Genomic DNA, 21,026 nt, shown 5'->3' on the forward strand with positions numbered 1-21,026 from the left:
GGCGCCGGAAAGCGTGAAGGCGTCGGTGTGGCACACGCTGGTCGCGGCGATACGCACCAGCACCTCACCCGCCTTGGGATCCTGTACGTCGATTTCGGTGAGCTCGAGGGGCTTGCCCGCGGCCATGGCGACTGCAGCGCGAGATTTCATCGGCAGCTCTCCCTGTGTTGTTGTGATATAGGGCGCTGCGGCGCCCGTCATGGGATGACGCTGATGTCAGTCTAGGAGAGTCGGGGCGGGGCGATTGTGGCGCAGCGGCATAACAGAGTTGCTGGTGGGCAACATTCTAATAACAAGTTTTACGGGGCGGTTGCGTTCGGCTCATGCAGCCACCAGCGCTGCGTCAGACGGCCCTCGGCGATGGCGCTGGCCATCGCCGTGAGTTCGTCGGCATGCAGTGAGGCCAGGGTCTGGCTTTCGGCTTCCCAAGGCAAGGGCTGCCAGGCATCCGCTAGGGGGTGGCGGCGCAGCGCATGCCACAGGCGGGCCACGGCCTCGGCGTGGGTTTCGGGCGGGCCGGCGGCGGCGAGCAGGGCGCGTTTGCGGCTGGTCATCGTCGCTTGGTCGAGGCGCGCCAGTGCCTCGCCCTGTCGGGTCAGGAATTGGCCGATGGCCTGGCGTAACGCGTCCACGCTTGTGCCTGGCGACTGCACCACGTAGCCCAGCCGTGGGTAGCCCGCCGCTTCGCGGTAGCGTACCGCCGCGACATAGCCGAGGCCACGCCGCTGGCGCATTTCGTGATGAAAGGCGGCATCGTGACACTGGGCCAGTAGCTGCAGCAGCCAGCGGCTGCGGGGGGTGTCGTCGGGGCCGGCGATCTCGAGCATGGCGGCATGATCGTCTCCCTGCGCTGAGAGCCAGTGGAGCTCGGCCGGCACTTCATATGAGGTGTCGTCCTCTCGCCGGCGTGCCGCCAGCCGTCGCAGCAGGGTCTCGGCGGCCTGGGTGTCGGTGTCGCCGTGCACCCAGGCGAGCGGCTGCCGGCTCTGCTGGCCGGGCGTGCCGGGCGGCGGCAGGGTCTCGAGACGTGTCAGCATACGCTGGGCCAACAGCCCCTTGGGCGCTTCGTCGTGGGGCCGCGTCACCGTTTCGGGCCAGCACGCCACGGCCAGCTCGACGAGGGCGTCCAGCCGTTCGGCCGGGCCCGTGGCGATCAGCCAGTCGCCGCGAGCGTCGCCGTCGCAGCGGAGTTCCAGGCCGTGGACTGCGGCGGCCTGCCGTAGCGGCAGGGCGTTCTGTCGCCACTGGGCCAGGCGTGCGGCCTGGCGTGAGAGCGAAGCTGACCAGCCCAGGCAGAACGATGCCGGCGCTGCGTCGGGCAGCCGCAGCGGATCGCCGGCCCAGAGCTGAAATCCCACGCCCTGATTCACCAGGTACGGGCCGGGCTCGTCAACGCTCGGTCGTAGGGTGCGTGCCGACAGCGCGGGAGCCGCGCGCCAGGGCAGCGGCAGTGTTTCCGATGCCAGTGGCTGAGGGTGCCAGGCCGTACCGGTCTCGGCCAGGCGCTTCCAGCTTCCCGGCGCACTGGGAGATTGCCACAGCAGTCGGCACTGCTCGACGGCGAGCCAGGGCTGCAGAGCTTCTCGCGGCGCTGCCAGGCCATCGCTGCCACTGTCGCTGCTGCTGCCCAGACCGGCCAGACGGCAGGCGCAGCGACGGGGCCAAACATCCAGCTCGACGGGGGCAGCGGGTCGTGTGGCTAGCGGAGAGGCGAGGGCTCGCTCGAGCGCCGTGCGGCAGGCGGCGAGCAGCGTCTGGACGGTCTCTTCGTCGGGTGCCGGAGCCAGGCGCAGGGCAAGGGCCGTTCCGACGCCTTGCGGGGTGAGCGTCACGTCGAAGCTGTCGAGCTCCACGGCGGCCTGCAGCGTGGCGGCCAGCCGTCCGTCGCTCAGCCTCGCGGCGACGGCCTCCAGCCATTCGCCATGGGCGGCGGCCAGCGCTTGCGGCAGGGGCCAGATGAGCTCCAGCGCCGACGTGCCGGGTGTGGTCTGGGACGAATGCCAGGCCACACCCGCCGGCTCACCCCAACGCCAAGAGCGCTGTAAAGGTGAAAGTTCGCCCACCGGCAACGCCGCCCCGTGATGTGTTAGCAGTGCCAACTGCTCGTCGAGCGGCAGCGGCCCCAGCATGGCCAGCGCCATGCCGCCGCTGCGGTAGTGACGAGTGTGAAAGTCGCTGAGCCGGGTGGCCAGGTGAGCCGCATCGTCGCCCAGGCTCTTGCGGTTGCCGGCGTGGCAGAGCCGGGCTGGATGACCTTCGCGACAGAGCCGGCCGAGTGCCGCCAGCCGGTGCAGGGCGGGGTCGGCCAGCCGGGCGCGGAACTCCGCGTCGAGCACTTCCACCTCATGGGCGATGTGTGCCGGTTCGAAGCAGGGCCGGGCCAGCATGTCCACCAGCCGGGCGAGGCCCTCGTCGGCTTCGTCCGGTGGCAGGTGCAGGTGCACGTCGGTAACGGTTTCGTCGGTACGCGCGTTGTAGCGTCCGCCCCGCTCACCGATCCAGCGTGCCAGTTCGCCCGCCTCGGGAAAATTGGCCGAGCCCAGAAACAGGGCGTGCTCGAGCAGGTGGGCCAGGCCGCGGCAGTCGTCGGGTTCGTCCAGGTAGCCCACTCCCACCGCGCCGACCAGACGCTGCACCCGCGCGCTGGGCACCTGCGCCGCGGCGATCCACAGACCGTTGTCCAGCCGCCTCTCCACAAGGCAACTACCCAGCGGCAGCCCCGCGCTTCTGGCCGCTTCATCGTAGGTGGCGGCAGGCCCATTCATTGGCGACAGAACACCTGCGACTCATGCACGTTGCGTAGCGTGAGTGTCTCCATCGCGGGAGAAGCCGCGTTGGCCTCGCGGCGGGCGGCTTCGATCAGGTGGTGGTCCGGCGACAGCGAGCAGACCGGGTCGGTGGCAGCGGCATCGCCGGTGAGCAGGTAGGCCTGACAGCGGCAGCCGCCGACATCTTTATGACGCTCGTCGCAGCTGCGGCAGGGCTCCTGCATCCAGGCGTCGCCGCGGTAGCGGTTGAACGGTTCGCTGTCGTACCAGATCTCCCTGAGGCCATGGTCGCGCACGTTGGGAAAGCGCATCGGCAGCATGCGCGCACTGTGACAGGGCAGCACCGCGCCGTCCGGGGCCACGGTCATGAAGATCGAGCCCCAGCCGCCCATGCATGCCTTGGGGCGCTCGCCATAGTAGTCGGGCACCACGAACAGCAGGCGCATGTCGCGGCCGCGTTCGGCCAGTCGCTCGCGCCAGTGCGCGGTGGTGGCCTCGGCGGCTTCGAGCTGCTCACGACTCGGCAGCAGACCCTCGCGATTGAGGTGGGCCCAGCCGTACATCTGGCAGTTGGCCAGCTCCACCGCGTCGGCACCCAGCTTGTCGCACAGAGCGATGATCTCGTCGATGCGATCGATGTTGTGCCGGTGCAGCACCACGTTGAGCACCATGGGGTAGCCGGCGGCTTTCACCGCCCGCGCCATGGCGAGCTTCTTGGCATGGGCCTTGGGCGAGCCGGCCACCGCTGCGGCCACGTCCGGGTCGGAGGCCTGCAGGCTGATCTGGATATGGTCGAGGCCGGCCTCGCGCAGCGCCTCGATGCGCGCCTCGTCGAGCCCCAGGCCGGAGGTGATCAGGTTGGTATAGAAGCCGAGCCGGCGTGCCTCGGCCACCAGTTCTTCCAGGTCGCGCCGCACCAGCGGCTCGCCGCCGGAAAAACCCATCTGCACCGCGCCCATGGCACGGGCCTGGGTCAGCACCTCGATCCACTCCTCGGTGGTGAGCTCCTCCTGCACCGCGGCGAAGTCCAGCGGGTTGGAGCAGTAGACGCACTGCAGCGGGCAGCGGTAAGTGAGTTCGGCGAGCAGCCACAGCGGCGCGCCGGTGGCGCCATTGACGGCGACGGTATCGGTTCGGTCAGTCATGCTGGATCCACCCTTGTCGGGCGGCATCGAGCAGGAATTCGTGTACGTCCTGCTCGATCGCCGCAGCGGGGGCATCGGGGAACTGTGCCTGCAGGTTGGCCACCAGGCTGGCCACGTCGCGCTGGCCATCGAGCTGGCCGAGAATGGCGCCGGCACTGTCGTTGAGCTGCACCATACCCTCAGGGTAGAGCAGCACGTGGCGGCCCTGGGCCTGCTCCCACTGCAGGCGCCAGCCGGGGCGCAGACGGTAGACGGTGGCGGACTCGATCATGGCCATCACAGCCCCCTGTGGTAGACGCGCCGGTCGGTGACCGAGTGGTAGGGCGGCCGCTCGAGCTGGTAGGCCAGGGTCATGGCGTCGAGCATCGACCACAGCACGTCGAGCTTGAATTGCAGGATCTCCAGCGCGCGCTGCTGGGCAGCGGCGGTGGTGCACACCGCCAGCGCCACCTCCAGGCCGTGGTCGACGTCGCGGCGTGCCTCCTTCAAGCGCTTGCGGAAGTAGCCGTAGCCGGTCTCGTCGATCCAGGGATAGTGTGTCGGCCAGGTGTCGAGCCGGCTCTGGTGTGCCTGAGGGGCGAACAGCTCGGTGAGCGAGGAGATCGCCGCTTCCTGCCAGCTCGCCCGGCGCACGAAGTTGACGTAGGCATCCACCGCGAAGCGCACGCCGGGCAGCACGTGTTCCTGAGTCCAGAGCTCGTCGCGGGAGAGGCCCACCGCTTCGCCAAGGGTCAGCCAGGCCTCGATACCGCCGCCGTCGTCGTCATGGCCGTCGTGATCGAGCAGGCGCTGGATCCAGCGGCGGCGGGTGGCGGCGTCAGGACAGTTGGCCAGCAGCGCGGCGTCCTTTTGCGGGATCATCACTTGATAATAGAAGCGATTGGCCACCCAGCCGCGGATCTGCTCCGGCGTGGCGCGGCCCTCGGCCATGTCGACCTGGTAGGGGTGATGGACATGGTAATAGGCGCCCTTGGCCAGCAGGGCCTCGCGGAAAGCCTCGGGGGAAAGCGCTGGGGTGTCGGGATCCACCGTCGAGGCGGCGAAGGGGGATGCGATCGAACTCATGAGGCGATTCCTTCCCAGTGCGTGCGAGCGGATGCGCTATGGTTGTGACGCCGTTCGGTGTGTCGGGTTCAGATCTCGAGGCGCATGCCATCGAAAGCGACTTCAATGCCGGTTTCGCTGAGCGTAGCACGCTCCGCGGAGCGCTCGTCGAGGATTGGGTTGGTGTTGTTGATATGGATCAGCACTCGGCGGGTGGAGGGCGGCAAGCGCCCCAGCTCCTCCAGCAGACCGCCCGGTCCGGCCAGGGCCAAGTGGCCCATGTCGGTGCCGGTCGACTTGCCCACGCCGGCACGCAGCAGTTCGTCGTCGTGCCACAGGGTGCCGTCGACCAGCACGCAGTCCGCTTGGCTGAGGTAGCCGCGTACCCGCTCGTCGAGCCGGCCAAGCCCCGGGGCATAGAACAGTCGCGTGCCGCACGCCCGGTCTTCCACCAGCAGGCCGATGTTGTCGCCCGGGGTCGGCGCGCCGCGACGTGGCGAATAGGGCGGCGCGTTGCTGTCGAGAGCCACCGCGGCGAACGACAGGCCCGGACAGGCAGGCACCTCGAAGGTGGCCTCCAGATGAGCTTTATCGATACCGATGGGCCGCCAGTTCAGTCCTCCCCAGTGTTCGAGCATGGTGAACAGCGGGAAGCCGCTGCTCAGATCCTGATGCACGTTGGGCGTGCACCAGACATCGAAGGGGCAGCCTTCACGCAGCGACAGCAGGCCGGTGGCGTGATCGATCTGGGCATCTACCAGCAGCACGCCCGAGATACCGCTGTCGCGGGGGATGCGGCGCGGGTGCAGCTCGGGGTTGGCGGCCAACTGGGTACGGATGTCGGGCGAGGCGTTGCACAGCAGCCAGCGCTCGCCGTCGGCGCTGATGGCGATGGACGACTGGGTACGAGGCGTTGCCTCGACGCTGCCGGTGCGCAGGCCATGGCAGAGCGTGCAATTGCAGTTCCACTGGGGGTAGCCACCGCCAGCGGCGGCGCCCAGGACCAGTACGTGCATTCAGATCTCCGTGCCGATGAACTGAAAAATGAACCGAAAAAACGACGGCTGACGCCCGTGAAGAGCGTCAGCCGGTCGAGTCCTTGCCGAAGGGATGTCTCAGCGATTGGAGATGTATAGCGTCACTTCGAAGCCCAGACGCAGGTCGCTATAAGCAGGTTTGGTCCACATAAGAACTCCTCCACATGGGTGGATCGATGGGCATGCCCATTCAGTAAAGCAGCTAATGGCTTCGCTACCTTGCGACCTAAGTCTAGTAAGCGTGGGGAAGATTCGTCAAAGAATCTCGAAATGAGCACTGAAATGCTCGTGAAACGCCACCGCGGCGGGCTTCGGTCACGGGTGTTACAGGATTGTTGCCCAGGGGCAATAGTCTTTTGATTGCCAGCTAAACCTAAATTAACTGATCTGCCCATGCGCCTGCCAATGTTGTGCTAGACCTGATCTTGTCAATACCTGAAACACAATTACACAAGATGTGCCGCTTTCCCCAGGCACACCTTCAGTGAGACGGAGACAACGCCATGCTTAGGGAGACCGGTTATGCCGTAACGGCCGTTAGTTTGTTGGCTGTGTCGGTGGCGCATGCCAACCAGAATCAACTCGAACTCCAGCAGAACCCGGAATACTGGGCCACTCAGCTGGGTAACTACCAGGGCAACCGCTTCAGCGAACTGGACCAGATCAACCGCGACAACGTGAACGAGCTGCGCTCGGTGTGGCAGTTCTCCACCGGCGTGCTGCGCGGCCACGAAGGCGGCCCCCTCTATGTCGGCGATGGCCGGCTATATATCCACACCCCCTTCCCCAACAAGGTATTCGCCCTAGACCTGGAGGACGAAGGTCGTGTGGTCTGGAGCTACGAGCCGGATCAGGATTCCCGCGTCATTCCGGTGATGTGCTGCGACACGGTCAACCGTGGGCTGGCCTATGCCGACGGACGCCTGTTCCTCGGCCAGGCCGACAACACCCTGATCGCACTGGATGCCGAGAGCGGCGAGCTGCTGTGGGACGTCAGCAACGGCGACCATACCGTCGGCGAGACCAACACCATGTCGCCGCTGGTGGTGCATGACATGGTGATCGTCGGTATCAGCGGCGGCGAATACGGTATCCGCGGTCACATGACCGCCTATAACGTCGAGACCGGCGAGATGGTCTGGCGCGGTTACTCCACCGGGCCGGACGATGAAGTGCTGATCGACCCCGAGAGCACCCTGATGCTGGGCGAGCCCATCGGCGAGGCCGACCTCGGCGTCTCCACCTGGCCGGAAGACGAGTGGGAGCGCGGCGGCGGTGCACCCTGGGGCTGGGTCACCTACGACCCCGACCTCGACCTGATCTACTACGGTACCGGCAACCCCGGCACCTGGAACCCCGATCAGCGTGCCGTCGACGGCGAGCCGGCAGACAACAAGTGGGCCATCACCGTGTTTGCCCGCGATCCCAACGACGGCTCGGTCAAGTGGGTCTATCAGAAGGTGCCGTTCGACGAGTGGGATTACGACGGGGTCAACGAGAATCAGCTGATCGACGTGGAGTTCGAGGGCGAGGAGCGCAAGGGCCTGGCGATCATCGACCGCACCGGCTTCGGCTTCCTGCTCGACCGCGAAACCGGTGAGCTGCTGGTGGCCGAGAAATTCGCCCCCGAGACCAACTGGGCCGACAGCTACGACATGGAAACCGGGCGGCCCAACGTCAACGAGGATTACAGCACCTTCCGCCAGGGGGTGAACGTCAACACCACCGACATCTGCCCCACCGCCATGGGCGCCAAGAACATGCAGCCGAGCGCCTACTCGCCGCGTACTGGCCTGATCTATGCCGGCATCAACCGCATCTGCATGAACTACGAGCCCTACGAGACCGAGTACGTGGCCGGTCAGCCCTATGTGGGTGCGACCCTGACCATGATGCCGTCGCCCACCGAGAACGGCCAGATGGAAGGCCGCATGGGCAGCTTCATCGCCTGGGATCCGGTTGCCGGCGAGACCGTGTGGGAGGTCGACGAGCGTTTCGCGGTGTGGAGCGGGGCGTTGGCCACGGCAGGTGATCTGGCCTTCTACGGCACGCTCGAAGGTCACGTGAAGGCGGTGGACATCGAGAACGGTGAGGAGCTGTGGCGCTTCAAGACGCCCTCCGGGATCATCGGCAACGTCAATACCTTCATGCACGAGGGCAAGCAGTACGTGGCCGTGCTCTCCGGGGTCGGCGGCTGGGCCGGTATCGGCCTGGCAGCGGGACTCGAGGATCCCGAAGAGGGCCTCGGTGCCGTGGGCGTGTTCTCCGCGCTGGGTGACTACACCAAGCTCGGTGGCGTGCTGACGGTCTTCGCTCTGCCCGATTGAGCGGGTCTGGTCCGGGCGGGAATGGCCGTTGCCATTCCCGCCCATCCTCTTTCACTTCGGCAGCAGGTGGTCTCCTCGTGGCCGAAGCGGTTACCAGAAGGATGTGCTGCATGACGGTATTCGCACGTTTTCACGTTGTTCCCGCACTGTTCCTCACCCTGGGGCTGGCTTCCGCCGCCCTTGCCGACGAGCATCGCGTCACCGGCGACGGACCCGGCGCCTTCGTCGTCGAGGATGGCAAGGTCGATCCCGATACCTACGAGGGTTACCTCGTCTATACCCGAGCCTGCATGGCCTGCCACGGGCCCGATGGTATGGGCTCCTCCTTTGCCCCCAACCTGATTCGCGCGGCCGAGCGGCGTGGCTGGGAGAACTTCGCCGGCACCATCGCCTCGGGGCGCGAAGTGCAACCCGGCCAGGTGATGCCCTCCTTCGCAGATGACCCCTACGTCATGGGCAACATTCCCAAACTCTTCAGCTACATGCGAGCGCGCGGCGAGGGCGGCCTGGGGCGAGGCCGACCCCAGATCATCGAGTCGATGCAGGAGCAGGGCGAGGAGAACGGCGACGACAAGGCCGCTGAGGAAGCGAACGCCAAGGAGTGAGCCCGCTCCATTCGCGACATCATTTCCTGAAGCGGAGGATGCATGAGAGCAGCCTGTCGTCAGACGTTGCAGGCGTTGGCCGTGGCCCTGGGGCTGGCCGCTGCCGTGGGTGCCGTCGCCAATCCCCCCGAACGCCAGGAGCGCGAGGCCCTGCGGGTCTGCGCCGACGGCAACAACCTGCCTTTCAGCAACCAGGCGGGTGAAGGGTTCGAGAACCGTATTGCCGAGCTGATGGCCGAAGACCTCGGCGTGCCGCTGACCTACGTCTGGGCTCCCCAGGTCATGGGCTTCGTACGCAACACCCTGGAGCTGCGCGTATGCGACGTGATGATCGGCGTCGTGGCGGGCTACGACTTCGTGCAGAACACCAACGCCTACTACCGTTCGGTCTATTCACTGGTGGTGCCCGAGGACTCCGAACTCGAGGTCACCCGCCTGAGCGACCCGGCGCTGGCCGGAAGGCGCATCGGCGTGGTGGCCGAGACCCCGCCGCTGGTGCCGCTGCGCCGGACCGGCGCGCGCATCCAAGGTTATCCGCTGATGGTCGACACCCGCGTGCGCGCCCCGGTGCGCGATGCCATTGCCGATGTCGCCGAGGGCGTGACCGAGGGAGCGGTGCTGTGGGGGCCGCTGGCCGGCTACTACGCGGCGCGCCAGGACCCGCCGCTCAAGGTCGTGCCGCTGATCGACGACGACTCAGATGCCACCCTCGACTACCGCATCACCATGGGCGTGCGCCGCGGCGAGCCCCACTGGAAGGACTGGATCAACGACTTCATCGAGCGCCGCCAGGGGGAGATCGACGCCATCCTGCGCGAGTATGACGTGCCGCTGCTCGACCGCCGCGGCCGGCTGCTGGATACGGATGAAGGAGATGGGGCATGAGCCGTGTACGACCATTCGCCCCCCTGCTGCTGGGAGTCGGCTTCACGCTGGCGCTGTTCGCGGCGACCGAGACCGAGGCCCAGCGCGCTGCGGCGGGACCACCCGACTGGCCCTGCGTGCAGCGGCTCATCCCCGAGCTGGCCTGGGGCACCATCTGGACCGGGCCCTCGCCGGAGGAGCTGGAACAGGCCTGGTGGGAGGACGAAGAGGTCGGCCGGGTGGCGCGCTTCGCCACCTCGCGTTCGACGCCGGAGGAACAGGCCCAGGCGCGTGTGCGCGAGTTCGTCGAGTCCCTGCCCGAGGAGAAGGACGAGGAGAAGGGCGAGGAGAAGGGCGAGGAGCAGGCCGACGAAGAGGTCGAGCGGCGCCTGACCCTGCTGTTCGCCGGGCTGTTCGAGCTCACCAACCGTGAGCGGCGGCGCACCATCGACGGCATTCGTAGCGCTTCCCGTGCCCAACTGGCGCGCCTGGAAACCATCTCGGGCATGGTCGATGAGCTCGAGGAGCGGCGCGCCGACGAGAGCGCCGACGCCGCGGAGGTCGAGCGGCTTTCCGAGTCGCTGTTCTGGGAGCAGCGCACCTTCCAGCAGCGCCAGCAGGCGCTGCCGGCCATGTGCGAGCAGCCCTACCTGCTGGAAGAGAAACTCTCGCGTATGGTGCGCACGATCATGGCGCGAATGCCATGAGGCAGTGGAGTAAATAAGCAGGAGCAAAAAAGACAACACTAACGACAACAGCGGCAGCGCGGCTGCCTGAGGAGTCCTTATGGGTACGCTACCGCGAGCCTTTCGCTGGCTGGCGCTGGGGGGGCTGACACTGGGCCTGGGGTGGACACCCCTGGCATCGGCCGATACGCCGGCAACCATCGTCGTGGGGTATCTGGGCATGGAGCGCCCCGACGACCAGGAGCCGCTCTCGGTGCTCGATCCGGTGATCGACGACGAAGGGCTGCAGGGCGCTCGCCTGGGCATCAACGACAACAACGCCACGGCTCAGTTTCTGGGCCAGGAGTTCGTCTTTCACGAGGCGGTGGTGGCTCAGGGTGATGACGTCGGCGAGGCGCTGGAGAGCCTGATCGAACAGGGCGTCGAGTGGATCGTCAGCGGTTTGCCCGCCGCGGCGCTCAATGAAGTGATGGCGCACCCCGCCCGCGGTGATCGGGTGGTGTTCAATGCCTGGGCGCCGGACGACGAGCTGCGCGGCGAAGCGTGCCACCCGGAGCTCTATCACACCACCCCGAGCCGGCGCATGCTGGCCGACGCCCTGGCCCAGTTCCTCGGCTTCAAGCAGTGGGACCGCTGGGCGCTGGTCTACGGCAACACCGACGAGGATCGCATCCTGGCCGACGTGCTGCGCGCCTCGGCCGCGCGCTACGGCCATCGCGTCGTGGGCGACAGGATGTGGCCCCACGACCCCATGGCACGCCGCGCCGAGGGTGGGTTCCACGCCATTCAGCGCGAGATCCCGGTGTTCCTGCAGGACCTGCCCGAGCACGACGTCCTGGTGATCGCCGACGAGACCGACTACTTCGGCGAATACTTCCCCTTCCAGACCTGGGCGCCGCGCCCGGTGGCCGGCACCCAGGGGCTGATGGCCACGCCCTGGCATCGGGCTCACGAGTCGTGGGGCGCGGTGCAGCTGCAGCGCCGCTTCGAGAAGCTCGCCGACCGCTGGATGACGCCGCGGGACTTCGGCGCCTGGCTGGCGCTGCGCTCGCTGGGAGAGGCGGCGGCCCGCACCGGCTCCGTCGAGCGCGAGGCCGTGCTCGACTACATGCTCAGCGATGAGTTCGAGCTCGCCGGCTACCTGGGCTTCCCGGTCAGCTATCGCACCTGGAACCACCAGCTACGCCAGCCCATCCTGATCACCGGACCGCGCATGGTGGCCTCGGTGTCGCCACAGGAGGGCTACCTGCATCCACGCACGCCGCTCGATGCACTCGGCGCCGACGAGGGGGAATCACAATGCCTCTTCTGAACCGCACGATCTCGCCCGGCCTGCTCGGGCTGGCGCTGGGGGCGCTGACGCTGCTGCCCGCCAGCGCTCTGGCGGAGCGAATCTTCGTCTCCAACGAGAAGGACAACACCATCTCGGTCATCGACGGGGCGAGCCTCGAGGTGGTGGAGACCATCAACGTGGGGCGGCGGCCGCGGTCGATGGCCTTCAGCAGCGACGGCAGCGAGCTGTTCGTGGCGGTGGGCGACGACGAGGCCATCGACATGATCGACCTGGAGACGCTGCAGGTGGTGCGCAGCCAGGCCTCGGGCGACGACCCGGAGGTGATCCGCGTCGACCCCAACCGGCCCTACATCTACGTCTCCAACGAGGACGACAACATCGTCTCGGTGCTCGACTACGAGCGGCGCACGCTGGTCACCGAGATCCCTGTAGGGGTCGAGCCGGAAGGGCTCGGCATCAGCCCCGACGGGCGCTGGCTGGTCTCCACCACCGAAACCTCCAACATGGCCCACATCATCGACACCGAGACCATGGAAGCGGTGCATCACCGCCTGGTGGGCGCCCGCCCGCGCCACGCCGAGTTCAACCACGACGGCCGTGAGGCCTGGGTCTCGGCGGAGATCGCCGGCACCGTGTCGATCCTCGACATGGAAGAGACCTTCGACGTCAAGCACGTGATCCGCTTCGAAGTGCCCGGCGTGCCCCAGGAAACCGTGCAGGCGGTGGGCATTGCGCTGACTTCCGACGGCCGCTACGGCTTCGTCGCCCTGGGGCCCTCCAACCGGGTGGCGGTGGTCGACCAGCAGACCTACGAAGTGCTCGACTACATCCTGGTCGGCCAGCGGGTCTGGCATCTGGCGCTCAACGGCGACGAAAGCCGGCTCTACACCACCAACGGAGTCAGCGGCGACGTCACCATGATCGAGGTGGATAGCCTGCGGGCCGTCAAGTCGATACCGGTGGGGCGCTTCCCCTGGGGCGTGATCGTCGAGCCGTGAGCGAGGCGAACGACGCAGCCGCACTGGCGCTGGAGGTGAGCGGGCTGAGCTTCGCCTATGCCGGCAGGCCGGCGCTGGACGACGTCTCCCTGGCCGTGAAGGCCGGGGAGTTCGTCGTGCTGCTCGGACCCAACGGCGCCGGCAAGACCACGCTGTTCTCGCTGATCACCCGACTGCACGACCGCCGCCGTGGCGAGATCCGCATCGGCGGCTTCGACGTGCGCCGCCAGGCGGTGCAGGCCCATGCCCGCATCGGCGCGGTGTTCCAGCAGCCGACCCTGGACCTCGACCTCAGCGTGATGCAGAACCTGGCCTACCACGGCGCCCTGCACGGCATGTCGAGCGGGGAAGCGAAGCGGCGCGCGCTGGTACAGCTCGAGCGGGTGGGGCTGGCCGACCAGCGCCGCACACGGGTACGTCGCCTCTCCGGAGGCCAGCGACGGCGAGTGGAGATCGCCCGGGGCCTGATGCACGAGCCGCGCCTGCTGCTGCTCGACGAACCCACCGTGGGGCTCGACATCGCTTCGCGCCGCGACCTGGTCGAGCATGCCCACCGGCTGTGCGCCGAGGCGGGCGTGGCGGACTGTGGGCCACGCACCTGATCGACGAGGTGCGCCCCGGCGATCGGGTCGCGGTGCTGCACCGCGGGCGGCTGCTGGCCGACGAGCACGGCGAGAGGCTGACCGCCCGGCTCGGCGTCGCGACCCTGGGCGAGGCCTTCGACCGGCTCGTCGGGGAAAAGGAGGCTGCATGCGAGTGATGCCCTGGCTTCACTGTCTGCGCGGCGTGGTGGGCCGTGAGCTGCTGCGTTTTCTGCACCAGCGCAGCCGCTTTCTCGCCGCGCTGGTGCGCCCCCTGGTGTGGCTGTTCGTGTTCGCCGCCGGCTTTCGCATGGCGCTGGGTGTGGCCATGACCGAGCCCTACCAGACCTACATCCTCTACGAGGTGTACATCGTGCCGGGGCTGGTGGGCATGATTCAGCTGTTCAACGGCATGCAGAGCTCGCTCTCCATGGTCTACGACCGCGAGATGGGCAGCATGCGGGTGCTGCTGGTCAGCCCCTTCCCGCGCTGGTACCTGCTGGTGTGCAAGCTGCTGGCCAGCACCCTGGTGTCGGTGGTGCAGGTCTACGTCTTCCTGGCCATCGCCTGGGCCTACGGCATCCAGGCGCCGGCGATGGGCTATCTCTACCTGCTGCCGGCGCTGCTGGTCACCGGCTTCCTGGTCGGCGCGCTGGGGCTGCTGCTTTCGTCATTCATCCGCCAGTTGGAGAACTTCGCCGGGGTGATGAACTTCGTCATCTTCCCGATGTTCTTTCTCTCCTCGGCGCTCTACCCGCTGTGGCGCATCCGCGAGGGCAGCTATCTGGTCTATCAGATCGCTGCGCTCAATCCCTTCACCCACGCCGTGGAGATGATCCGCTTCGCCATGTACGAGCGCTTCAACGCCGAGGCGGTGGCGATCAGCGTGGCGGTGGCGGCGGTGCTGCTGGTGCTGGCGATCGTGGGTTATAACCCGTCCCGCGGCATGATGGCCCGCAAGGGAAGCTGAAGCCCACGCCACGCGGCCTGTCGCGTCACGTCAGGGAGTGCCCTGGCTCTCCTGGTCCTGACTTTCCAGGCTGCGGTACTCCAGATAGTCGATGATGCGCTGGCGGGTGCGCGGGTCGAGCTCCCACAGCACCATGCGATTGCCGGGCAGGAAGGTGGCGGGCCCGGCCAGGAAGGCGTCGAGGGTATCGCGATCCCATACCAGCTCGGCCTGCTCGAAAGCCGAGGAGTAGTCGAACTCCTCGATGCTGCCCGCCGGACGCCCGAACACGTCGTGCAGACTGGGGCCGGCCAGATGGCGACCGGGCTCGATGCTGTGGCAGCCGACGCACTGGGCGCGGAACAGTCGTTCGCCTTCGGCGTGGGCGTCAGCCAGGGCCGCCAGCGGAACGGTCGCGAGCGTGGCAAGCGCCAGACCGAGGGCATGGCGGGCGCTGGCGAAGCGGGGGCGGGACATCAGAAGCAGCGCAGGTTGGCGTCGGCCTGGGCCTGATGCAGGGCCTGCACCTGGTCCTGCATGCCCCGCTCGGTGCGGAACAGCACACCCAGCTCGCCGCGCTGGTCCTGCATGCCCAGCACCGTCTCGACCTGCTCGTAGGTTTCGTAGGGCAGATGCTCGGCGATCACGTCGATGCTGCAGGAGCACTTCTGCATGGTCAGGTAGCTGTTGCCGTTGGCCGCCATGCAGGCCAGCACGTAATCGACACGCGCTTCGGTGGGGTAGTCGTTGGCCAGGCCGGGCACGGCGAAGGCTATGAGCAGGCAGGCCAACAGCGAAGGGCGCAGCAGGCGTGCCGCCGTGGTCCGAAGTCGAGGCATTGTTGTTGTCCTCCGGAAGGTGATGGCGCTTTGAGTCATCGCAGCGTATGGCTTCAAGGTATGGCAGTCGGCAGCGTTTTTCCACCGCGAGCAAGGACCTATCGCGCCAATGAAGAAAGCCTATGAGCCGTTGACGGACGGCACCGGTAATCTGCACAGGTCGGCTCAGGCCGATTGCCTGCATTCCCTGCATGGCATTTCCGGCCCGCCGCCCGGCGGGCTTTTTCGTGGACGAGCGGCTCCTGGGCGCCGATCAGCTCTTGTGCTTCTCGTCGCGCACCTCGTAATCCCCTTCCAGCAACTCGGGCTCGCTACCGCGATAGTGGGCCCCAGAGTAGGTCTCCTGAGTATGAGTCTCGCGGTGGGTCTCGCGATAGTGGTAGCCGCCGCCGGCATCCTTGGCCTGCTCGGCGCGCAGCTGTTCGAGGCGCTTCTTCATGCGGTAGCGCACGATCGGCAGCATGGCCCAGCCGAGCAGCAGGAAGAACAGGCCGAGCACGGTGCCGACGATCAGCAGCATGCCGAACAGCAGCCAGGTCAGGATCAACTTGAGCCCGCTCAAGGGGCCACGGTGCGGCTGGTTGGCCCGGGTGCGCCACTGCTGGGCGGCCTGCCAGGCGGCGTTGCGGCGTAGATCGTTGGGATCGAACATGATCATCTCCGGGCGGTGGGGTTCCGCCTCTCGGGTGTGGTCGGTATCTCTTGGAGACCGCGACACGACAAACGTTCCAGGGCCTCAGGCTATCACAGCCATAGCCGCCACAGGGCGGCGGTCACGATACCGGCAGCGATGGCCGCCAGCGCCTTCTGCGTCGTCAGCATCACGCCGAGCGTGGCCACCAGCGCCAGGCGGGCGCCCCAGTCACCCTGTACCGCCATGGGTGTGATCACTGCCACCAGCACCGAGCCGGCCATGGCGTTGATGAAGCGCTCCACTCTGGGGCCGATGGGCACCCGCGACATCACGAACACGCCGCCGGCGCGGGTCAGGTAAGTGACCAGCGCCATGATCAGGATGGCGGCCAGCGCCCCCATGGCCGTAGCTGGCAGGCTCATGCGGTGGCCTCCTGGGTCGGCCTGGCGGGCATCATCAGGCCGACCAGCCCGCCGGCCAGGGCACCGACGATGACGTGGGAGTGCGGCGGCAGCCAGATCATGGCGGCCAGGGCCGCCAGGGCGGCGGCGCCCCAGGAGGCGAGCATGGTGGGGTCGCGGCGCCCGCCCAGCAGCATGGCCAGGAGGAAACAGCCCATGATCACATCGAGGCCGAAGCGTTCGGGCTCCGCGATGCCGCTACCGAAGATCACGCCGAGCAGCGTGCCGGCAAGCCAGGTCAGCCACAGGGCAATGCCGCCGCCCACCAGCATGCCGACGTTGGTCTCGCCGCGCTGACGGTCCGCTACCGCCATGGCCCAGTTGGAGTCGCTCATCAGCACCAGGCTGCCGTAGCGCTGAGCCGGGGGCAGGTGGGCCAGCCAGGGCTGGATGGCGGCTCCCATCAGCAGATGGCGGGCATTGATGGCGAAGGTGGTGGCGATCAGCGGCAGCAGCGGTATCTGTGGCCCCCACAGCTCCAGGGCGGCGAACTGCGAGGCGCCGGCGAACACCAGCGCGCTCATCAGCATGGCTTCGAGCCCCGACAGCCCGCGTGACAGGGCGGCCACGCCGAAGGCCAGGCCGAAGATCACCACGAACAGCGACAGTGGCGCCATGCGTCGGATGCCGACGAGGACGCCGGCGAGATCGAGTTGGGCGCCGGGACGGTAGTTCATGCCCGCCACACCTCGGCGACGATCTCGTAGCTGCGTAGCCGGTCCTCGATGGCATAGGTATCGGTATTGAGCATCAGCTCGTCGGCGCCGGTCTGTTCGAGGAAGCGCTCGAGGCCCGCACGCACGGTCTCCGGCCCGCCGATCACCGCCGCGCCCAGGAACTGCTCGACCTGAACCCGTTCCATGGGCGTCCAGTCGAGGGTTTCGACCGGCGGCAGCGCGCGGGTGCGCTTGCCCCGCACCATGCCGAGGAACTTCTGGCGGGTGGTGGAGGCGAGGAACTCGGCGCGCTCGTCGCTCTCGGCGGCGATCACCGGCAGGCCCACCATGGCATAGGGCCGTTCGAGCAGGGCCGAGGGGCGGAAGTTGTCGCGGTAGAGGCGCAGGGCCTCGTGCAGGTAGCCAGGGGCGAACTGGGCGGCGAAGGCGAACGGCAGCCCCTCGCGAGCGGCGAGCTGGGCACTGTAGCCGCTGGAGCCGAGCAGCCACAGCGGCACTCGGGTGCCCTGGCCGGGTACGGCACGCACGCGCTGCTCGGGGCGCTCGTCATCGAGGAAGGCCTGCAGCTCGGCGAGCAGCTCGGGGAAGTTCTCGGCCCCGGCGTACGGGTCGCGGCGTAGTGCCGCCATTGTGGCGGCGTCGGAGCCCGGCGCGCGGCCCAGGCCCAGGTCGATGCGCCCCGGGTAGAGGGTCTCGAGGGTACCGAACTGCTCGGCGATCACCAGCGGCGCATGATTGGGCAGCATGATGCCGCCGCTGCCTACGCGGATGCGTGAGGTGGCTCCGGCGATATGACCGATCAGCACCGCGGTGGCGGCACTGGCGATGCCGTCCAGACTATGATGCTCGGCCAGCCAGTAGCGGGTGAAGCCGAGCTGCTCGGTCAACTGGGCCAAGGCCACGCTTTCGGCGAAGCTGTCGGCGATGGTGCCGCCCTGGCGAATGGGCGCCAGGTCGAGCACGGACAGAGGCGTCCGGGAGAGTCGTGACATGAGAGCACTCGAAAAAAATGTTTAGCCTGCTTGGTTTTCCTAGAATCCTCTTCTCCGCGCCCCGATGCAATGCCCAAACGCCGGAAGCAAGGCAGACCGATGGCGGATTGTGTGCCGCTGCGGTCAGGCTGCTAGCATGAAAAGCCCCAAGGACGAATAAGGGAATTCTGTATGGCCAACCATGGAGGGCAGCGGGTCTTCATCGTCTCGGCCCTGATCATCCTGGCGCTGGTGGCCGCCGGCGCCAGCTTTCCGGCGGCCTTCGGCAATGCCGCCGACGCCGCCCTCGCCGGGGTCACCCGGCTGTTCGGCTGGTTCTATCTCATCTCGGTGTTCGGCTTCGTCCTCTTCCTGCTGACGCTGGCCTTCAGCAAGTACGGCAAGATTCGCCTGGGGCCGCAGGACAGTACGCCGAGTTTCAGTTTCTTCTCCTGGGTCAGCATGCTGCTGGCGGCGGGTTTCGGCGTGGGTCTGGTGTTCTACGGCATGGCCGAGCCGATGCTTCACTACGTCGAGCCGCCCTACGGCGACGTGCCGGCCGAAACCACCGAGGCGGCGCGCTATGCCATCCAATACAGCTACTTCAACTGGGGCGTGCACCAGTGGGCCGCTTTCTCGGTGGTCGGCCTGATCATCGCCTACTTCCAGTTCCGCAAGGGGCAGGCCGGGCTGGTCTCGTCGGTGCTGTCGTCGATTTCGGCGAAGTATCCCCGGGTACGACCCTATGCGCCGACCCTGGACGTGTTCGCGGTGGTGGCCACAGTGATGGGGGTGGCCACTTCGCTGGGCCTGGGCGTGCTGCAGCTCAACGGCGGCTTCAACGCCGTATTCGGTCTGCCCGAGAGCGTGCTGTGGCAGTTCGTCATTTTGTTCGTGATGTTCCTGGCCTACATGGCCTCGACCTGGTCGGGGCTGGACAAGGGCATTCGGCGGCTCTCCAACCTCAACATGATCCTGTGCATCGGGCTGATGCTCTATGTGCTGATCACCGGGCCCACGGTGATGATCCTGGAGACCATCACCCTCGGCATCGGCGACTACCTGCAGAACTTCATCGGCATGAGCCTGCGTATCTCGCCCTTCACCGACAACACCTGGGCGGCCAACTGGACGGTCTTCTACTGGGCCTGGGTGATCGCCTGGTCGCCCTTCGTTGGCACCTTCGTCGCCCGGGTCTCGCGGGGACGCACCATCAAGGAGTACGTCTTCGGCGTACTGATCGTGCCGCCACTGCTGGCCTGCCTGTGGATCGGCGTGTTCGGCGGCGCCGCGCTGCACATGGAGCTGGCCGGCGACGCCGGTCTGGCGGCGGCCACCGAGGCCAACATCACCGTGGCGCTGTTCGAGATGTTCGAGCGCATGCCGTACAGCGGCGTGCTGTCGATGATCGCCATGCTGCTGATCTTCATCTTCCTGGTCACCTCGGCCGACTCGGCGTCCTACATCGTGGCCCAGATGACCGACAACGGCTCGATCAATCCACCGCTGTTCAAGCGGGTGCTCTGGGGCGTGCTGATCGCCGCCATCTGCCTGACGCTGATTGCCGCCGGTGGGTTGAGCGGGCTGCAGTCCGCCGCGGTGCTCTCGGCGCTGCCGTTCACTTTCATCCTCTACGGCATGATCGTGGTGCTGATCCGCGAGCTGCGCGCCGACCGCCAGGCCATGCTGACCCAGCTCTACCGCCGTCACGGCGAGACGCCGGTGGGTGCCGACGCCTTCGAGGCCGAGGCGCTGGGCGAGCAGGAGCGCCTGCGGCGGGCGCCCAACGTGGTCAATCGGCGCATTCACCGGCGCGAGGGCGGCTAGATGGTTGACAGCGGCGGTAGCCAGGCGTGGTGACAGGTCGTAAGCTTGAGAAAGAATCGGGTATCGGATGCCTACCATGTCTCTCATCGGCTCACGCCAACGTTCGCTACAGCGCGGCGCCACCCGGCGCCGTCAGCCGCGTCGCCGCTCTCCGGGCGGCTTCGACCGCTGGCTCGACCGCGCGGTGGACGTCGCCGTGATCACGGCTCTGGCGGTGGGGGGCGTGGCGCTGCTCCTGCATCTGCTTCTCTAACCTCGAGGTGAGATGCGTTTCCTGCTTGTCCTGATCGTGCTGATTGCCTTGGCTGCGGCTGCCTGGTGGCAGTTCGAGGAGCGTATTCCTCGCCACTGGCACCCTTGGGCGCCGCTGCACGTCGACGATCCCCTGACCCCGGTGACGAAGTGGAAGCTGCATCGCCTGGCCGAGGATCGCGAAGGCTGTCTGGCGGCACTGGCAACGGCGCCCGAGGGCGCGCTGCGCATGACGCCGCTCGACGATCACGAGCCGGTGAGCGGCTGTCCGCTGGAAAACGTGGTTCGCGTCCACGGCAGCGAGGTCGAGTTCAACGCCAGCTTTGTGGCGCGCTGCCCGCTGGCTCTGGCCTGGGTCATGTACGAGCGCCAGCGCCTGCAGCCTGCCGCCGAGGCTCATTTCGATGCACGGGTGGCGCGCGTCGAACATTTCGGCAGTTTTGCCTGTCGTAACATCTACGGTCGCGAGGGCGGGCGCCTCAGCGAGCATGCCACCGCGGAGGCGCTCGACGTGGCGGCTTTCCACCTGGCCGATGGGCGACGTATCACGCTGCTCGACCACTGGGGCGATGAGGATGCGCGGGGAGACTTCCTGCGCGATGCGCGTGACGGCGCCTGCGACCTGTTCGGTAACGTGCTGGGGCCGGAGTACAATCGCGCCCATGCCGATCATTTCCACTTCGGCATGCGTGGCTTCCGCCTGTGCCGCTGAGTCCGTCAGGCTCGCGCCGCGTCGCCGGCCCCCGTACACTCAGATGCATCTACCCGCTGGCGCACGAGGCTTATGCTGGGATTTCTGCAGGGATTCGCTTACGGGCTGTTCGTCACCTGCCTGCCGTGGTGTCTGGTCGGGCTGGCCAACCCGCGGCTGGCGCTGCCCACCGATAACCCCAATCGCTTCCAGGTGCTGTTTCGCTACTGCCTGCTGGTGCCCTTCATCAGCATGGTGCTGTGGCTGACCTCGCTGTGGGGCGGCTTCGGCCCCAGCCTGGGCGGCTGGCTTGCCGGTCTGGTGGCGGTGGCAGTGGCGCTGCCCGTGGAGCGAGGTTGGCGCCGCTGGCGCAGTC

Annotated in this window: 24 protein-coding genes and 2 pseudogenes; 13 read left to right on the top strand and 13 right to left on the bottom strand. The window is 67.3% G+C overall.

What is annotated here, in order from left to right:
• The 7 genes and pseudogenes from B8115_RS23285 to pqqA form a co-directional block, all read right to left on the bottom strand.
• Window positions 1–150 (bottom strand): annotated as a pseudogene (locus tag B8115_RS23285) (S-(hydroxymethyl)glutathione dehydrogenase); the annotation flags it as partial.
• A gap of 149 nt (window positions 151–299) precedes the next feature.
• Window positions 300–2,765, bottom strand: a complete 2,466-nt coding sequence (locus B8115_RS09875) for an insulinase family protein (protein WP_010627630.1) — start codon at window positions 2,763–2,765, stop codon at window positions 300–302.
• Window positions 2,762–3,913, bottom strand: coding sequence for a pyrroloquinoline quinone biosynthesis protein PqqE (gene pqqE, locus B8115_RS09880; protein ID WP_010627631.1), 1,152 nt, complete (start codon window positions 3,911–3,913; stop codon window positions 2,762–2,764). The genes B8115_RS09875 and pqqE overlap by 4 nt, the downstream gene beginning before the upstream one ends.
• A complete protein-coding gene (gene pqqD, locus B8115_RS09885; protein ID WP_010627632.1) occupies window positions 3,906–4,190 on the bottom strand; it encodes a pyrroloquinoline quinone biosynthesis peptide chaperone PqqD in 285 nt (94 codons plus the stop codon). The genes pqqE and pqqD overlap by 8 nt, the downstream gene beginning before the upstream one ends.
• Complete coding sequence (pqqC, locus tag B8115_RS09890; protein ID WP_010627633.1) at window positions 4,190–4,978, bottom strand: pyrroloquinoline-quinone synthase PqqC; 789 nt, start codon at window positions 4,976–4,978, stop codon at window positions 4,190–4,192. Before pqqC ends, pqqD begins: the two co-directional genes overlap by 1 nt.
• Window positions 4,979–5,046: 68 nt before the next feature.
• Window positions 5,047–5,973, bottom strand: coding sequence for a pyrroloquinoline quinone biosynthesis protein PqqB (pqqB, locus tag B8115_RS09895; protein ID WP_010627634.1), 927 nt, complete (start codon window positions 5,971–5,973; stop codon window positions 5,047–5,049).
• 99 nt (window positions 5,974–6,072) lie between these two features.
• Window positions 6,073–6,144: a pyrroloquinoline quinone precursor peptide PqqA gene (gene pqqA, locus B8115_RS24070; RefSeq protein WP_010627635.1), complete on the bottom strand. Its 72-nt coding sequence runs from the start codon at window positions 6,142–6,144 to the stop codon at window positions 6,073–6,075.
• Window positions 6,145–6,497: 353 nt separating this feature from the next.
• On the opposite strand from pqqA, the gene B8115_RS09905 reads away from it, so the two are divergent.
• From B8115_RS09905 to B8115_RS09940, 9 genes are all read left to right on the top strand, one after another.
• Window positions 6,498–8,321: a methanol/ethanol family PQQ-dependent dehydrogenase gene (locus B8115_RS09905; RefSeq protein ID WP_010627636.1), complete on the top strand. Its 1,824-nt coding sequence runs from the start codon at window positions 6,498–6,500 to the stop codon at window positions 8,319–8,321.
• Window positions 8,322–8,431: 110 nt separating this feature from the next.
• Complete coding sequence (locus B8115_RS09910) at window positions 8,432–8,926, top strand: cytochrome c (RefSeq protein WP_010627637.1); 495 nt, start codon at window positions 8,432–8,434, stop codon at window positions 8,924–8,926.
• 42 nt (window positions 8,927–8,968) lie between these two features.
• The gene (locus tag B8115_RS09915) at window positions 8,969–9,811 is read left to right on the top strand and encodes a quinoprotein dehydrogenase-associated putative ABC transporter substrate-binding protein (RefSeq protein ID WP_026038026.1); all 843 of its coding nucleotides are present in this window, start codon (window positions 8,969–8,971) and stop codon (window positions 9,809–9,811) included.
• Window positions 9,808–10,497, top strand: a complete 690-nt coding sequence (locus B8115_RS09920) for a hypothetical protein (RefSeq protein WP_010627639.1) — start codon at window positions 9,808–9,810, stop codon at window positions 10,495–10,497. The genes B8115_RS09915 and B8115_RS09920 overlap by 4 nt, the downstream gene beginning before the upstream one ends.
• 79 nt (window positions 10,498–10,576) lie before the next feature.
• The gene (locus B8115_RS09925; RefSeq protein WP_010627640.1) at window positions 10,577–11,788 is read left to right on the top strand and encodes an ABC transporter substrate-binding protein; all 1,212 of its coding nucleotides are present in this window, start codon (window positions 10,577–10,579) and stop codon (window positions 11,786–11,788) included.
• Complete coding sequence (locus tag B8115_RS09930) at window positions 11,776–12,768, top strand: PQQ-dependent catabolism-associated beta-propeller protein (RefSeq protein WP_010627641.1); 993 nt, start codon at window positions 11,776–11,778, stop codon at window positions 12,766–12,768. The genes B8115_RS09925 and B8115_RS09930 overlap by 13 nt, the downstream gene beginning before the upstream one ends.
• Window positions 12,765–13,370, top strand: a complete 606-nt coding sequence (locus B8115_RS09935; protein WP_010627642.1) for an ATP-binding cassette domain-containing protein — start codon at window positions 12,765–12,767, stop codon at window positions 13,368–13,370. The genes B8115_RS09930 and B8115_RS09935 overlap by 4 nt, the downstream gene beginning before the upstream one ends.
• A gap of 8 nt (window positions 13,371–13,378) precedes the next feature.
• On the top strand, window positions 13,379–13,528 hold the full coding sequence (locus B8115_RS23800) for a hypothetical protein (RefSeq protein ID WP_202949076.1): 150 nt from the start codon (window positions 13,379–13,381) through the stop codon (window positions 13,526–13,528).
• Window positions 13,519–14,319 (top strand): ABC transporter permease, encoded by an 801-nt coding sequence (locus B8115_RS09940; protein ID WP_026038028.1) that lies wholly within the window; start codon window positions 13,519–13,521, stop codon window positions 14,317–14,319. Before B8115_RS23800 ends, B8115_RS09940 begins: the two co-directional genes overlap by 10 nt.
• A gap of 30 nt (window positions 14,320–14,349) precedes the next feature.
• Here the strand turns inward: B8115_RS09940 and B8115_RS09945 are convergent, their stop codons facing one another.
• From B8115_RS09945 to B8115_RS09970, 6 genes are all read right to left on the bottom strand, one after another.
• Window positions 14,350–14,775 carry a cytochrome c family protein gene (locus B8115_RS09945; protein WP_010627645.1) on the bottom strand — a complete coding sequence of 142 codons (426 nt, stop codon included), beginning with the start codon at window positions 14,773–14,775 and terminating at the stop codon, window positions 14,350–14,352.
• Window positions 14,775–15,137, bottom strand: a complete 363-nt coding sequence (locus B8115_RS09950; RefSeq protein WP_010627646.1) for a hypothetical protein — start codon at window positions 15,135–15,137, stop codon at window positions 14,775–14,777. Before B8115_RS09950 ends, B8115_RS09945 begins: the two co-directional genes overlap by 1 nt.
• 253 nt (window positions 15,138–15,390) lie before the next feature.
• Window positions 15,391–15,795 carry a hypothetical protein gene (locus B8115_RS09955; RefSeq protein ID WP_010627647.1) on the bottom strand — a complete coding sequence of 135 codons (405 nt, stop codon included), beginning with the start codon at window positions 15,793–15,795 and terminating at the stop codon, window positions 15,391–15,393.
• Between the two features lie 86 nt (window positions 15,796–15,881).
• The gene (locus B8115_RS09960; RefSeq protein ID WP_010627648.1) at window positions 15,882–16,193 is read right to left on the bottom strand and encodes an AzlD family protein; all 312 of its coding nucleotides are present in this window, start codon (window positions 16,191–16,193) and stop codon (window positions 15,882–15,884) included.
• On the bottom strand, window positions 16,190–16,909 hold the full coding sequence (locus B8115_RS09965) for an AzlC family ABC transporter permease (protein WP_010627649.1): 720 nt from the start codon (window positions 16,907–16,909) through the stop codon (window positions 16,190–16,192). Before B8115_RS09965 ends, B8115_RS09960 begins: the two co-directional genes overlap by 4 nt.
• Complete coding sequence (locus B8115_RS09970; protein ID WP_010627650.1) at window positions 16,906–17,901, bottom strand: LLM class flavin-dependent oxidoreductase; 996 nt, start codon at window positions 17,899–17,901, stop codon at window positions 16,906–16,908. Before B8115_RS09970 ends, B8115_RS09965 begins: the two co-directional genes overlap by 4 nt.
• A gap of 171 nt (window positions 17,902–18,072) precedes the next feature.
• Between B8115_RS09970 and B8115_RS09975 the strand changes: the two genes are divergently transcribed.
• The 4 genes and pseudogenes from B8115_RS09975 to B8115_RS09990 all read left to right on the top strand — a co-directional run.
• Window positions 18,073–19,707, top strand: coding sequence for a BCCT family transporter (locus tag B8115_RS09975; protein WP_010627651.1), 1,635 nt, complete (start codon window positions 18,073–18,075; stop codon window positions 19,705–19,707).
• Between the two features lie 76 nt (window positions 19,708–19,783).
• Window positions 19,784–19,960 carry a hypothetical protein gene (locus B8115_RS23715; RefSeq protein ID WP_162832593.1) on the top strand — a complete coding sequence of 59 codons (177 nt, stop codon included), beginning with the start codon at window positions 19,784–19,786 and terminating at the stop codon, window positions 19,958–19,960.
• 12 nt (window positions 19,961–19,972) lie between these two features.
• On the top strand, window positions 19,973–20,671 hold the full coding sequence (locus B8115_RS09985) for an extensin family protein (RefSeq protein WP_010627653.1): 699 nt from the start codon (window positions 19,973–19,975) through the stop codon (window positions 20,669–20,671).
• A gap of 72 nt (window positions 20,672–20,743) precedes the next feature.
• A pseudogene (locus tag B8115_RS09990) lies at window positions 20,744–21,026 on the top strand (cobyrinic acid a,c-diamide synthase); the annotation flags it as partial.

It is taken from the genome of Halomonas sp. KM-1 (genome assembly GCF_000246875.1).
Taxonomy (GTDB): Bacteria; Pseudomonadota; Gammaproteobacteria; order Pseudomonadales; family Halomonadaceae; genus Halomonas; species Halomonas aerodenitrificans.